This is a genomic window from Streptomyces sp. NPDC055955 (assembly GCF_042270245.1).
Lineage (GTDB): Bacteria > Actinomycetota > Actinomycetes > Streptomycetales > Streptomycetaceae > Streptomyces.
In genome coordinates this window covers 15642-29273 of the sequence record NZ_JBHJYS010000034.1, presented here as the reverse complement: position 1 = coordinate 29273, position 13632 = coordinate 15642, and the positions used below count along the sequence as shown (strand labels likewise).

The following is a 13632-nucleotide window of genomic DNA, read 5'->3' as shown; positions in this document are numbered from 1 at the left end:
TCTGCGCCGCGGATTACTTTAACGATCGTTCGAACAGGATTTGCGACGCAGGCCACACGCGGCGGCGCAGAACGAGGCCAGTACGAGAAGAGGCTGCTGTGCGCCGTACGGTGTTCAACGAGGACCACGAGGCGTTCCGCGCGACGCTGCGGGACTTCATCGAGAAGGAAGTCGTCCCCGTCCACCACGAGTGGGAGGAGGAGGGACACCCTCCCCGCGACTTCTACCGTAGGCTCGGTGAGCTGGGTGTTCTCGGCATCGAGGTGCCGGAGCAGTTCGGCGGCGCCGGTGAGGGCTTCAAGTACCAGGCCGTCGTGATGGAGGAGACCGCTCGTGCGGGCGTCACCTTCGGCAGCTACTCGGTGCACGCCAACCTGATCCTTCCTTACCTCATGGCGTACGCGACGCAGGAGCAGAAGGAGCGCTGGCTGCCCGGTTTCGTGACCGGCGACCTGATGACGGCCATCGCGATGACGGAGCCGGGCACCGGTTCGGACCTCGCCAACATCCAGACCCGCGCCACGCTCTCGGAGGACGGCACGCACTACGTCCTGAACGGCGCCAAGACCTTCATCACCGGCGGTGCCCTCGCCGACCTCGTCCTCGTCGTCGTGCGCACCACGCCGTTCAACGCCGAGGACCGCCGCGCCGGCCTGTCGATCCTGTGTGTCGAGACCGGGTCCGAGGGCTTCTCGGTCGGCCGCAAGCTGAAGAAGATCGGCCTCAAGGCGTCCGACACCGCCGAGTTGTCCTTCGTGGACGTGAAGGTGCCGGTGGAGAACCTGCTCGGCGAGGAGGGCAAGGGCTTCTCGTACCTGTCCCACAACCTCGCCCAGGAGCGCCTCGCCATCGCGCTGGGCGGCGCGGCGGCCGCCGAGGCCGCACTGCGCTTCGCCACCGACTACGTCAAGGACCGCACGGTCTTCGGCAAGCCGGTCGCGGCCTTCCAGAACACCAAGTTCGTCCTCGCCGAGTGCGCCACCGAGGCGGAGGCCGCGCGCCTGTTCGCCGACCGCGCCCTGGAACTGCACGCCACGGGCGAGCTGTCGGTCGTCGACGCCGCCAAGGCGAAGCTGTTCTGCACGGAGGTCGCGGGCCGGGTCATCGACAAGTGCCTTCAGCTGCACGGCGGTTACGGCTACGTCACCGAATATCCGATCGCCCGGCTGTACGCGGACACCCGCGTCACGCGCATCTACGGCGGCACCAGCGAGGTCATGAAGACCATCGTCGCCAAGTCGCTCGGCCTCTGAGACCCAGCTCGCCCGGAACTCGTACGACCCGCACGGGTACAGCAGGAACGCCTGCAGCAGGAACTCGTACCACCGCAATGCGTACAGCAGGACCGCGTAGAGCAGGGCCTCGCACCACAGGACCTCGTACAGCAGGAGAGGGAATTCCCCATGCAGATCGACGCCAGCTCGTCCGCCCTCGTCACCGGCGGAGCTTCCGGACTCGGCCGGGCGACCGCCGAGCGCCTCGTCGCGAACGGTGCCCGAGTCGTCATCCTCGACCTGGCCACGTCCGACGGTGACGCCGTCGCCAAGGAGATCGGCGCCACGTTCGTGCCCGGTGACGTCACCAGTGAGGCCGACGTCACGGCCGCGGTGGGCGCCGCCACCGCGCTCGCGCCGCTGCGCGTCACCGTCAACTGCGCCGGGATCGGCGGCGCGGGTCGCACCGTCGGCAAGGAGGGCCCGTACGACCTCGCCAAGTTCCGCAAGGTCGTCGAGGTCAACCTGATCGGTACGTTCAACGTGATCCGTCTGGCCGCCCAGGCGATGGGCGCCAACGAGCCGCTCGACGGCGACCGTGGCGTCATCGTCAACACTGCCTCCGTCGCGGCGTTCGACGGCCAGATCGGCCAGTGCTCGTACTCCGCGTCCAAGGGCGGCATCGTCGGTATGACGCTGCCGATCGCCCGCGACCTGGCGAGGACGAACATCCGCGTGATGACCATCGCGCCCGGCCTGTTCGAGACGCCGCTCCTCGGCCGACTGCCCCAGGAGGCGCGCGACTCCCTCGGCGCGCAGGTGCCGCACCCGAGCCGCCTCGGTGCGCCCGTCGAGTACGCCCAGCTCGTCGAGGCGATCATCACCAACCCGATGCTGAACGGCGAGACCATCCGCCTCGACGGCTCGATCCGGATGGCACCCAAGTAGACGGTCCGGCCCGTGGGCTTCCCGTAGACCCCGCGGCCTTCCCGTACACATCGGTCTTTTCCTTCGTACGAGCAGGAGTTCCCATGCGTGACGCAGTCATCGTCGACGCTGTTCGCACCCCGGTCGGCAAGGGCAAGCCGGGCGGCGCCCTCTCCGGTGTCCACCCGGTAGACCTGTCCGCCCATGTGCTCAAGGCGCTGGCCCAGCGCAACGGCCTCGACCCGGCCACCGTCGATGACGTGATCTGGGGCTGTGTGTCCCAGGTCGGCGAGCAGGCCGGTGGCGTCGGCCGCTACGCGGTCCTTGCCGCGGGCTGGCCCGAGTCCGTGCCCGGCCTGACGATCGACCGCCAGTGCGGCTCCTCGCAGCAGGCCGTGCACCAGGCCGCCGCGGGCGTGATCGCCGGCCAGTACGACATCGCCATAGCCGGTGGTGTCGAGATCATGTCGCGCGTGCCGATGGGCTCCACCCGCGCGGGCGGGACCTTCGGTTCCCCGTTCGGGCCGCTGGTCGGCGAGCGCTACGACCACGTCACGTTCAACCAGGGCATCGGCGCCGAGATGATCGCCGACGAGTTCGGGCTGAGCCGCCAGGAGCTCGACCAGCACGCGGTCGACTCCCATGAGCGGGCCGCCCGCGCCATCGACGAGGGCCGGTTCAAGGGTCAGATCACCCCCGTCACGGTCACGGGCGCCGACGGCAACGAGCGCGTCTTCGACATCGACGAGGGCGTGCGCCGCGGTTCGACCGTCGAGAAGCTGGGTCAGCTGAAAACCCCGTTCAAGGAGAACGGCGTCGTCTCCGCGGGCAACGCCTCGCAGATCTCCGACGGCTCGGCCGCGCTCCTGATCACCACCTCCGAGGTCGCCGAGCGCAACGGCTGGACGCCGATCGCCCGTTTCCACACCGGTGTCGTCACCGGCGTCGACCCCGTCACGATGCTCAAGGGCCCGATCCCGGCAACGGCCAAGGTCCTCCAGCGTTCGGGACTGTCCCTCGACGAGATCGGTGCGTACGAGATCAACGAGGCGTTCGCCTCCGTCTCGCTCGGCTGGCAGCGGCAGACCGGCGCCGACTACGAGCGGATGAACCCCAACGGCGGCGCGATGGCGCTCGGCCACCCGCTGGGCGGCTCCGGCGCGCGACTGATGACGACTCTCGTGCACCACATGAAGGACAACGACATCCGGTACGGCCTGCAGTCGATGTGCGAGGGCGGCGGCATGGCCAACGCCACGATCCTCGAACTGCTCTGACCCACCGGCGCGGCCACGGGACGGGCCACATGGGCCCGTCTCGTACCGGACGGGACAGCGGGCATGGTCGCCGCTGACTTCCAGGCGGTACGGGACGCGGTCCGCCTTCTCGTGCGCGAGGACGTCGGACCGGGCGCGGACGGTGATCGTGTTCGCGTGGGCCACTCGCGCCGTGCGAGAAGCTCCGTGCGGTCTCGCTTCGTCACGCGACTGCCCCTGCAATCCGAGCGGCAAGGCGCTCACGCCCCAGCTCCGCAAGCGCCTCGGGGGAAACTGAGCCCGGTCCGCGCGCCGAGGTGGCCGGCGCCGTCAGCGAGCACATCCCGCACAGGCTCACGGTACGTACCCCCCGGACGTCTCCAGGTCCCCTGGGCAGCGTGCCGCTGCCGCATCTCGCCGTGGCGCCGTTCGAGCCCGGCTCCGATGGCCCTGTCCCGCTGTACGGCCTCTCTCCTGACGAACTCAGGCAACGTGTAATGGAGTTGGCGTTTCGGGCTTGTCCGCGGGATTCGGGCCCGTCCCCGAAACGTAGGTAGGAGACAGGGCACCGGATCGAGGACAAGAATCCATGACCAGGCCTCGGCGGATGGTCTCTCCTTCGGCCGACCGGCGACATCCTCGGCTGATGGGACCTCGGTTCTAGAATCGGGCCCATGCGGAGGACTGACAGCGCAAGGCGGATGATCGCGGCGCCACCGGCGGTCGTCTACGGCGCTCTGGTGGACCGGGAGTCCATCGAGACCTGGCTGCCGCCGGACGGCATGAGCGGGCGGGTGGAACGGTGGGACCCCAGGCCCGGTGGTGGGTTCCGCATGGTCCTCACCTATCTCGACGCTGCCGACAACCCGGGCAAGACGTCCGCTTCGACGGATGTCGTCGACGTCGGGTTCGCCGCCCTGGTGCCACCGGAGCGCGTGGTGCAGCGTGCGGTGTTCGAGTCCGACGACCCGTCGTACGCGGGCACCATGACGATGACCTGGCACCTGACTGCCACGGGCGCCGGGACCGAAGTGACGGTCACCGCCACGGATGTTCCACTCGGCATCGACCAAGCGTCCCATGAGGCCGGGATCGCCTCCTCGCTGGCGAACCTGGCGTCGTACGTCGAAGGGTCCCTCTGACACGGGGCAGTCGCGTGGCTGCGGGGAACTGCTTCAGGTGCGTTCCCGAAGGCGTGGCGGCGCCGCTGACTCCGTGAGCGGGGCGCGGAAGGTGCTTGATTGTCCGTTCAACTTCGTTCTTGTGCTGTTTCCTTGGCTGGTCGAAGCCGGCGGGGGAGGGACGTGGCGCGCATCCGTGGCTCGGCTCCCGCCGGGCCCAGGAGCAGTGGGTCGTGCCCACGCTGCCGGCGATGACTCGCACGTGCGCCGAGTGGTCGTCAACCCTTGCGCTTTTGGAGTGACGGCGCGGCCCGGTTTCGGTGTCGCTCCTGCCCCGTGTCTGAGGATCGCGGGTGGCCGGACCCGCTCCGGCCGCTGCCCCGGGGCTATGGGAGGTTGCCGTGCACATTCTGCTGGTGGCGAGCGCGTTCAACAGCCTCACTCAGCGTGTCCACGCCGAGTTGCGGGACCGAGGGCACACCCTGGACGTGCATCTCGCGTCCAGTGACGATGCACTGCGCGACGCACTCCGCGTCTGCGAGCCGGAACTCGTCATCGCGCCCATGCTGAAGAGGGCCGTCCCCGAGGACGTGTGGCGCCGGCACACCTGCCTCATCGTTCACCCCGGCCCGGTCGGTGACCGGGGTCCCTCCTCGCTCGACTGGGCGATCAGCGCGGGCGTGGACCGTTGGGGCGTCACGGTGCTCCAGGCCAACGGGGAGATGGACGCCGGCGACGTGTGGGCGTCGGTCGGCTTCCCGGTGCCTCGGGTCGCAAAGAGTGACCTGTACCGGAACGAGGTGTCGGACGCGGCGTCGGCCGCGGTGCTGCTGGCCGTCGACCGATTCGCCTCGGGCGTCCATGCGCCCCAGCCCCAGGCTCAGTTGCGGAACAGGGCAGCAGCAGGAACCCGCCCCTCCTACCCCCAGACCCTGCGGCGCATCCGCTGGCATCGGGACAGTACAGAGGCCGTGCTGCGCAAGCTGCGTGCCGCCGATTCGTCTCCCGGTGTGTTGGACGAACTCCTCGGCGAGGAGTGGCACTTGCACGGCGGCTACCCGGAGGACGAGCTGAAGGGGCGCCCAGGGAAACTGCTCGCCACCCGAGCCGGTGCGATCTGCCGGGCGACAGTGGACGGCGCCGTGTGGATCCCCGAACTGAGGCCCCGCCGCAGACCGGGGGAGCCAAGGCCGTTCAAACTGCCCGCGGTTCAGGCACTCGCCGGCCGACTACCCGCGCTTCCCGAGGTGCCGGTCCCTGCCAAGCCGTCCGGGCTTCCCGAAAGCACCTTCGCGCCCGCCGCGGACCGTGACCGGCACACCTGGTCCGACATCCGCTATCGCGAGGAGGGGGCGGTCGGCTTCCTGTCCTTCTCCTTCCCGGGCGGCGCCATGAGCACATCGCACTGCCGACGCCTGCTCGACGCCTACGTGGCTGCCTGCTCGCGTCCCACCAGCGTGCTTGTCCTCGGCGGCACCCGGGACTTCTTCTCCAACGGCATCCATCTGAACGTGATTGAGGGGGCCGCCGATCCGGGTGCCGAGTCCTGGGCCAACATCAACGCGATGAACGACCTTGTCGAGGCCGTTCTGACCACCACCGACCGGCTGGTGGTCAGTGCCCTGGGCGGCAACGCGGCCGCGGGCGGGGCCATGCTGGCCCTCGCCGCGGACGAGGTGTGGTGCCGCGCGGGCGTGGTGCTGAACCCGCACTACCGGCTGATGGGGCTGTACGGGTCCGAGTACTGGACCTATACGCTGCCGCGCCGCGTGGGCGCCGAGGCGGCCGACCGCCTGACACAGGAGGCGTTGCCCGTGAGCGCGTCGGCGGGCTTGCGGCTGGGTCTGGTGGACCGGCTGGTCGAGTGCTGCCCGCAGGATTTCTCGGGCGAAGTGACCCGTTCGGCCGTACGGCTCGCCGAGTCTCCCGGGATGCAGGAGCGCATCGCGGCGAAGAAGCGGACGCGGGAGCGGGACGAATCCGTCAGGCCGCTGTCCCTGTACCGGGAAGCGGAGCTCGCCAGCATGCTCCGCACCTTCTCGGATCCCGATGCCCCCTACCACGCGTTGCGGCGTGCGTTCGTCCGCAAGCAGCCGGCCACGCAGACGCCGTCCCACCTGATCCGCGTAGGTGCGACGGGCCGGTGACCTGTCCGGGTGGTCCGCGCAGCACTGCGCACGGCCACGTCGCGCAGTGCCCTGGTGCCTGCTATCAAGGAAGACGAGGGCCTATTTGTGCCCTTTCGTTGTATACCTCCCCCTAGGAGGCATCCCTATGGATGCAGCAGCGTCGACCGTGGTCGATTCCGACGTGCCCGATACGCCCGCCGAGGAAGAATCCCCGACGATTCACATCCTCTGGATCAACGCGGGACTGAGCTGCGACGGTGACTCCGTGGCTCTGACGGCCGCCATGCAGCCGAGCATCGAGGAAATCGTGCTCGGCGTGCTTCCCGGCCTGCCGAAGATCGCCGTCCACTGGCCGCTGATCGACTTCGAATGCGGACCGGTAGGAGGCGCGGACACCTTCATCGAGTGGTTCTTCAAGGGGGAGCGCGGCGAGATCGACCCGTTCGTGCTGGTCGTCGAGGGGTCCATCCCCAACGAGGCCATCAAGCCCGAGGGTTACTGGTGCGGGTTCGGCGACGATCCCGAGACGGGCCAGCCGATCACGACGAGCGAGTGGATCGACCGGCTGGCGCCCAAGGCGCTTGCCGTCGTCGCCATCGGGACGTGCGCCACCTACGGCGGCATCCACGCGATGGCGGGCAACCCGACCGGTGCCATGGGCGTCCCTGACTACCTCGGCTGGGACTGGAAGTCCCAGGCCGGCATCCCGATCGTGTGCGTACCGGGATGTCCGATCCAGCCGGACAACTTCTCCGAGACCCTGACCTATCTGCTCTACCAGGCGGCAGGGTCGGCTCCGATGATTCCGCTGGACGACAAGCTCCGCCCGGCATGGCTGTTCGGGGCCACCGTCCACGAGGGCTGCGACCGGGCCGGCTACTACGAGCAGGGCCAGTTCGCCACCTCCTACGACTCGCCCACGTGCCTGGTCAAACTCGGCTGCTGGGGCCCCGTCGTCAAGTGCAACGTGCCCAAGCGTGGCTGGATGAACGGCATCGGCGGCTGTCCGAACGTCGGCGGCATCTGCATCGCCTGCACCATGCCCGGCTTCCCCGACAAGTTCATGCCGTTCATGGACGAGCCGCCCGGCGGCAAGCTGTCCAGCACGGCGAGCGGTGCGTACGGTTCGGTGATCCGCAAGCTCCGCTCCATCACGGCCAAGACCGTGGACAAGGAGCCGAAGTGGCGTCACCGGGGCGACAAGTTGACGACCGGATACCGGTCGCCGTGGTGAGTGCATGTACCGCACGGCGCGCCTTCGGGGGTGGCCGTCCCAGGTGATCCGACCTCCCGTACGAAGACTTGACGAAGGGCGCTGCACAGAAGATGGCATCGAAGACGAAGACCGACAGCAACGGCCTGGTGGAGATGTCCTGGGATCCGATCACCCGGATCGTAGGCAGCCTGGGCATCCACACCAAGATCGACTTCAAGCAGAAGCGGGTGGCGGAGTGCTACAGCACGTCGTCGGTCTTCCGCGGCTACAGCGTTTTCATGCGGGGCAAGGACCCGCGTGACGCGCACTTCATCACCAGCCGCATCTGCGGCATCTGCGGCGACAACCACGCCACCTGCTCGGTGTACACGCAGAACATGGCGTACGGCGTGAAGCCGCCGCACCTCGCCGAGTGGATCATCAACCTCGGAGAGTCCGCCGAGTACATGTTCGACCACAACATCTTCCAGGAGAACCTGGTCGGGGTCGACTACTGCGAGAAGATGGTCCGCGAGACCAACCCCGGGGTGCTGGAACTCGCGGAGCGCACCGAGGCGCCGCACGCGGCCGAGCACGGCTACCGCACGATCGCCGACATCATGCGCTCGCTCAACCCGATCGAGGGCGAGTTCTACCGCGAGGCCCTCCAGGTCAGCCGCTACACGCGTGAGATGTTCTGCCTGATGGAGGGCCGCCATGTGCACCCCTCCACGCTCTACCCGGGTGGCGTGGGCACCATCGCGTCCGTCCAGCTCTTCACCGACTACATGAGCCGCCTCATGCGCTACGTGGAGTTCATGAAGCGCGTGGTGCCCCTGCACGACGACCTGTTCGACTTCTTCTACGAGGCCCTGCCCGGATACGAGGAAGTAGGCCGCCGCCGCGTACTGCTCGGCTGCTGGGGTGCGCTGAACGACCCCGAGTACTGCGACTTCACGTACGCCAACATGACCGACTGGGGACGGAAGATGTTCGTCACCCCGGGCATCATCGTGGACGGCAAACTCGTCACCAACGACCTCACCGAGATCAACCTGGGTATCCGTATCCTGCTCGGCAGTTCGTACTACGAGGACTGGCAGGGCAAGGAGCAGTTCGTCACCCACGACCCGCTCGGCAACCCGGTCGACCCGCGCCACCCCTGGAACCAGCACACGATCCCGGCCCCCCAGAAGCGCGACTTCGAGGGCAACTACAGCTGGGTGATGTCACCTCGCTGGTTCGACGGCAAGGACTACCTCGCGCTCGACACCGGCGGCGGCCCCATCGCCCGCCTGTGGTCGACGGCGCTGTCGGGGCTCGTCGACACCGACTACGTGAAGGCCACCGGCAACAGCGTCGTCATCACCCTGCCCCGCACGATGACCAAGCCCGAGACACGCTTCGAGTGGAAGATCCCGCAGTGGAGCAACGCGCTGGAGCGCAACCGGGCCCGCACCTACTTCCAGGCCTACGCCGCCGCCATCGCGCTCCACTGCGCCGAGCAGGGCCTGGCGGAGGTCCGCGCCGGGCGTACCCAGACCTGGGAGAAGTTCGAGGTGCCGGACGAGGGCCTGGGCGTCGGCTTCACCGAGGCGGTACGCGGCGTCCTGTCCCATCACATGGTGATCCGCGACGGAAAGATCGCCAACTACCACCCCTATCCGCCGACTCCGTGGAACGCCAGTGTGCGGGACACCTACGGCACCCCGGGCCCGTACGAGGACGCCGTGCAGAACACGCCGATCTTCGAGGAGAACACGCCGGAGAACTTCAAGGGCATCGACATCATGCGGGCGGTGCGCAGCTTCGACCCCTGTCTGCCCTGCGGTGTCCACATGTACGTCGGTGGCGGCAAAACCGTGCAGAAGATGCACGTGCCGACCGGACTGAGCGGCCTGGCCGGATGAGCGCGTCCACCACCACGGCCCGGTCGTCCGGCGCAAGGGCGGCGAACGCGGAGGAGGCCGGCCGGCGGGTCGAGGAGATCATCGACCACCTGACCGCCGAGGCGGACTCCGAAGCCGCCGGTGCGGCCGAGGAACTGGTGCGCGTACTGATGGACTACTACGGCACAGGTCTGGCCCGCATGGTCTCCCTGCTCGAAGCCCCCACGTCCAAGGACGACCCGTTCGCCGCGCTGCTCGACGACGCCGTCGTCACCAGTCTGCTGGTCCTGCACGACCTGCACCCGGAGGACACCACCGCCCGTATCGCCCGCGCCTTGGGAAGCGTGCGGAACCATCCTGTCGAGCTGGTGAGCTTCGACGACGCGACCGGCACCGTGCACCTGCGCTCGACGGAGAGCTCGGGCTGCGGCTGCGCGAGCACCGCGGCGGCCGACCGGCAGGAGGTGGAGGCTGCCCTCTCCTGCTTCGCGCCGGAAGTGACGACGGTCGAGATCGAGGGGGCGGCTTCCTCGCAGGAACCGCCTCTGCTGCAGATCTCGCGACCACCCTCCGGCGCACGCGGCAGTGCCCCCGCCTCGCCGAAGACACCATGAGTACGCCACACGAGCGGACGCGTCCGCCCGCATCGGGGCTGCGGCGGTTCACCGAGCCGCGCACGTCCCGGCCCGAGGTGTGCGAACTGTGCGGAGCGCAGATCGACGACGGCAACCACCGGCACATGGTCGACACCGAGAACCGCTCCCTCGCCTGCGCCTGCACTCCGTGCGCCATGCTCTTCGAGCACAGCGGCGCGGGGGGCGGGAGATTCCGCACCGTCCCGGACCGTTATCTGGCAGACCCGGACCACCGACTCGACCAGGGAGTCTGGGAGCTTCTGCAGATCCCTGTCAGCGTCGCGTTCTTCTTCCGCAACGCCTCGCTGGACAGACTGGTCGCGCTCTACCCCAGCCCGGCCGGCGCCACCGAGAGCGAACTCGACCCGTCCACCTGGCAGACCGCGCTCGGGAACAGCCGCCTGGCCGAACTGCTCGAACCCGACGTGGAGGCTCTGCTCCTGCGCCGGGTCGAGGAGCGGACCGAGTGCTATCTCGTGCCGGTCGACATCTGCTACGAACTCGTCGGACGGATGCGCATGTTGTGGCAGGGCTTCGACGGCGGGGCGGAGGCCCGCGCCGACCTGACCGCGTTCTTCGACCACATCGCGCAGCGGACCAGGACACCGGAGGGGGCGCGCCGCCGATGACGGAGTTCTCGTTCTCCTGCGTCGGCGTCCGCGCCGACCAGTACGCCGCCGGCCCCACCCTGGTCTTCCGGCTGCGCGTCCATGCTTCCGAGCAGACCCGCGTGCACGCGCTCGCCCTGCGCTGCCAGATGCGCATCGAACCGGCCAGACGCGGCTACGACACCGACGAGGCCGACGGACTGCATGACCTCTTCGGCCGGCGAGCCCGCTGGGGCAGCACTCTCCAGCCGTTGCAGTTCGCGCAGATCTCCGTCATGGTCCCCAGTTTCACCGGGCAGACGGAGGTCGACCTGGCCGTGCCCTGCACGTACGACATGGACGTAGCCTCCACCCGCTACTTCCACGCGCTGTCGAGTGGGGACGTGCCGCTCCTCCTGCTCTTTTCCGGGACCGCGTTCACCGGCGACGGAGGCTTCCACGTCGAACCCGTGCCCTGGGATTGCGAGGCCCCGTATCTCCTGCCGGTCAAGGTGTGGCAGGAGATGATCGACCAGCACTTCCCGGGTGCGGGCTGGGTGAGGCTGCCCCGCGACACCATGGACGACCTGCTGGAGTTCCGTTCGCGGCGGGCGCTGTCCTCCTGGGAGGCGACGGTTCGCACCCTTCTCGACTCCGCTGCCGCGGACGCTCTGCCCCGGACCAGCGAGAGGTCGGCGCCGTGACGACAGCCGTGTTCAGCCAGGAGACCGAGACACGGTTCGCCGTCGCCCGCGCGGTGGCCGACGCGGTGCTGTTCGAGGGCTACGTGCTCTATCCGTACCGGGCGTCGGCGGCCAAGAACCGGCTGCGCTGGCAGTTCGGCGTGCTGGTCCCGCCGGCCTGGGGTGCGGACTGCGACGAGCACGACTTCCAGCACACCGAGTGTCTGATGGAGCCCAAAGCGGGCGCCACCTTGTCGGTCGAGGTGCGCTTCCTGCACCCTCAGCGCCGCACCGTGCAACAAGCCTGTCAGGACGGCTCGTTCGAGGACGTGTCCGAACTGTCGCTCCCGGACCGTGTGCTGGTTCCCTGGGACGAGGGCGCGGAGGAACGCGTCGAGGTGACCGCCACGGTGGCCGAACTCGCCGGCGGCGGAATCATGGTCCCCTTCAGCCGCCCCGCGCGCGAGGAGACCGAACCGGTTCACGACGCCGAGGGCCGGCTGGTGGGAAGACTGGTCCGCCGGTGCGAAGAGGTCAGCGGAGTCGTACGCCTGTCCACGCGCGAGGTCGACGGCCCCTACCGCGTCTCCCGGCTGACCGCCGTGGTGGAGAACACCAGCACCTGGTCCCCGGCTGACGGCAAAGGCGACCGCGACGCCGCGCTCCCGCACTCGCTCGTCGCCACACACCTGTTGCTGTGTCTCGGCGCGGGCTCGTTTCTCTCCATGACCGACCCTCCGGAATGGGCCAGAGGCGCCGTCGCCGAGTGCCGCAACCTGCACACCTGGCCGGTACTCGCCGGCGAGCCGGGACGCGCGGACCTGGTGCTGTCCTCGCCGATCATCCTGGAGGACCACCCGGCCGTCGCCCCCGAAAGTCCGGGAGCGCTGTACGACGCCACCGAGATCGACGAGATCCTTGCCCTGCGCACCGCGGCCCTCACCGAACAGGAGAAGCGCGAGGCGCGCGGCACGGACCCGAAGGCCGCCGCCGTGATCGACCTGGCCGAGTCCATGCCCCCCGAGGTGCTGGAACGTCTGCACGGCGCGGTGCGGTCCCTCCGGGAAGTGACAGGCTCTGCCCCGACCGCGACCGGCGAAGCGGACCTTCTCGTCGAACCGGGTCAGCCGCATGTCGTCATGCCCGAGACCCCGTGGTGGGATCCGGAGGGTGACGCAGGCCTGGACCCGGCCCGCGACGAGGTCCTGGTCGACGGCCGGCCCGTGAGTGCCGGAAGCCGGGTGACCCTGCGCGCGGGACGGCGCCGCACCGACGCCCAGGACCTGTTCCTGCACGGACGCACGGCGCTCGTCGAGGCCGTGTTGCACGACGTCGACGGGGGAGTGCATCTGGCGGTGACCGTCGACGGCGACCCCGGCGCCGACATCCGTCGGGAGCAGGGCCGGTTCCTGTACTTCCAGCCCGACGAGGTCGCACCACTGGAGGACGAGTGACCGAGGACCGCAAGACCGGCGCCCGCACCCTCGTCGCCGGCGTGGGAAACATCTTTCTCGGCGACGACGGATTCGGCGTCGAGACGGTGCGCGCACTCGCCGCACACCCACTGCCCGCGCATGTCGAGGTCGTGGACATCGGCGTACGGGGTGTGCACCTCGCGTACCAACTGCTGAACGGATACGACACGTTGGTGCTCGTCGATGCCACCGCCCGCGGCGGTGACCCGGGAACGGTCTACCGCATCGACGTCGACTCGCCCGGGGACATCGCGCCGCAAGGACCCGTGCTCGACGGCCACCACATGTCACCGGACGCGGTCCTGGCCCTGCTGGACACCCTCTGCTCCGGGACGGGCGGGACACCTCCCGGCCGCACCGTGGTGGTGGGCTGCGAGCCCGCCTCACTGGAGGAAGGCATCGGCCTGAGTGCTCCGGTGGCCGCCGCAGTTCCCGAAGCTGTACGTGTGATCGAGGAGATCGTGCGGGAGAGCCAGACGCCCGTGGTCGGCACCGCCGCCCGTGAGGCCGGTAAGTGAGGA

The 13632-nt window shown here is 69.1% G+C and carries 12 protein-coding genes; all 12 read left to right on the top strand.

From position 1 onward, the window contains the following. Positions 1 to 98 precede the first annotated feature (98 nt). The 12 genes from ACFC96_RS42230 to ACFC96_RS42175 all read left to right on the top strand — a co-directional run bounded on the left by ACFC96_RS42230 (position 99) and on the right by ACFC96_RS42175 (position 13629). The gene (locus ACFC96_RS42230) at positions 99 to 1253 is read left to right on the top strand and encodes an acyl-CoA dehydrogenase family protein (protein WP_376617762.1); all 1155 of its coding nucleotides are present in this window, start codon (positions 99 to 101) and stop codon (positions 1251 to 1253) included. Positions 1254 to 1403: 150 nt separating this feature from the next. Continuing rightward, complete coding sequence (locus ACFC96_RS42225) at positions 1404 to 2162, top strand: 3-hydroxyacyl-CoA dehydrogenase (protein ID WP_376617760.1); 759 nt, start codon at positions 1404 to 1406, stop codon at positions 2160 to 2162. 83 nt (positions 2163 to 2245) lie between these two features. After that, the gene (locus ACFC96_RS42220) at positions 2246 to 3418 is read left to right on the top strand and encodes a thiolase family protein (protein WP_376227564.1); all 1173 of its coding nucleotides are present in this window, start codon (positions 2246 to 2248) and stop codon (positions 3416 to 3418) included. A 653-nt stretch (positions 3419 to 4071) separates the two neighbouring features. After that, on the top strand, positions 4072 to 4539 hold the full coding sequence (locus ACFC96_RS42215; RefSeq protein ID WP_376617758.1) for an SRPBCC family protein: 468 nt from the start codon (positions 4072 to 4074) through the stop codon (positions 4537 to 4539). A gap of 380 nt (positions 4540 to 4919) precedes the next feature. Further along, positions 4920 to 6665 (top strand): enoyl-CoA hydratase-related protein, encoded by a 1746-nt coding sequence (locus tag ACFC96_RS42210; protein WP_340456566.1) that lies wholly within the window; start codon positions 4920 to 4922, stop codon positions 6663 to 6665. A 127-nt stretch (positions 6666 to 6792) separates the two neighbouring features. Beyond that, positions 6793 to 7881, top strand: a complete 1089-nt coding sequence (locus ACFC96_RS42205; protein WP_340456567.1) for a hydrogenase expression protein HypE — start codon at positions 6793 to 6795, stop codon at positions 7879 to 7881. 92 nt (positions 7882 to 7973) lie between these two features. Next, positions 7974 to 9752: a nickel-dependent hydrogenase large subunit gene (locus ACFC96_RS42200; RefSeq protein ID WP_340456568.1), complete on the top strand. Its 1779-nt coding sequence runs from the start codon at positions 7974 to 7976 to the stop codon at positions 9750 to 9752. After that, positions 9749 to 10345, top strand: a complete 597-nt coding sequence (locus ACFC96_RS42195; RefSeq protein WP_376617756.1) for a hypothetical protein — start codon at positions 9749 to 9751, stop codon at positions 10343 to 10345. Before ACFC96_RS42200 ends, ACFC96_RS42195 begins: the two co-directional genes overlap by 4 nt. Further along, on the top strand, positions 10342 to 10995 hold the full coding sequence (locus ACFC96_RS42190) for a DUF5947 family protein (protein ID WP_376263840.1): 654 nt from the start codon (positions 10342 to 10344) through the stop codon (positions 10993 to 10995). Before ACFC96_RS42195 ends, ACFC96_RS42190 begins: the two co-directional genes overlap by 4 nt. Further along, positions 10992 to 11657 (top strand): DUF6084 family protein, encoded by a 666-nt coding sequence (locus tag ACFC96_RS42185; protein ID WP_376617755.1) that lies wholly within the window; start codon positions 10992 to 10994, stop codon positions 11655 to 11657. The genes ACFC96_RS42190 and ACFC96_RS42185 overlap by 4 nt, the downstream gene beginning before the upstream one ends. Further along, complete coding sequence (locus tag ACFC96_RS42180; RefSeq protein ID WP_376617753.1) at positions 11654 to 13090, top strand: hypothetical protein; 1437 nt, start codon at positions 11654 to 11656, stop codon at positions 13088 to 13090. Before ACFC96_RS42185 ends, ACFC96_RS42180 begins: the two co-directional genes overlap by 4 nt. After that, positions 13087 to 13629 (top strand): hydrogenase maturation protease, encoded by a 543-nt coding sequence (locus tag ACFC96_RS42175; RefSeq protein ID WP_376617751.1) that lies wholly within the window; start codon positions 13087 to 13089, stop codon positions 13627 to 13629. The genes ACFC96_RS42180 and ACFC96_RS42175 overlap by 4 nt, the downstream gene beginning before the upstream one ends. The last annotated feature ends 3 nt before the right edge of the window (positions 13630 to 13632 follow it).

Excerpts from the sequence above, each read along its gene's own strand:
- ACFC96_RS42205 (WP_340456567.1), top strand. The coding sequence starts at position 6,793 with ATGGATGCAGCAGCGTCGACCGTGGTCGATTCCGACGTGCCCGATACG.
- ACFC96_RS42190 (WP_376263840.1), top strand. The coding sequence starts at position 10,342 with ATGAGTACGCCACACGAGCGGACGCGTCCGCCCGCATCGGGGCTGCGG.
- ACFC96_RS42195 (WP_376617756.1), top strand. The coding sequence starts at position 9,749 with ATGAGCGCGTCCACCACCACGGCCCGGTCGTCCGGCGCAAGGGCGGCG.
- ACFC96_RS42185 (WP_376617755.1), top strand. The coding sequence starts at position 10,992 with ATGACGGAGTTCTCGTTCTCCTGCGTCGGCGTCCGCGCCGACCAGTAC.
- ACFC96_RS42220 (WP_376227564.1), top strand. The coding sequence starts at position 2,246 with ATGCGTGACGCAGTCATCGTCGACGCTGTTCGCACCCCGGTCGGCAAG.
- ACFC96_RS42200 (WP_340456568.1), top strand. The coding sequence starts at position 7,974 with ATGGCATCGAAGACGAAGACCGACAGCAACGGCCTGGTGGAGATGTCC.
- ACFC96_RS42225 (WP_376617760.1), top strand. The coding sequence starts at position 1,404 with ATGCAGATCGACGCCAGCTCGTCCGCCCTCGTCACCGGCGGAGCTTCC.
- ACFC96_RS42215 (WP_376617758.1), top strand. The coding sequence starts at position 4,072 with ATGCGGAGGACTGACAGCGCAAGGCGGATGATCGCGGCGCCACCGGCG.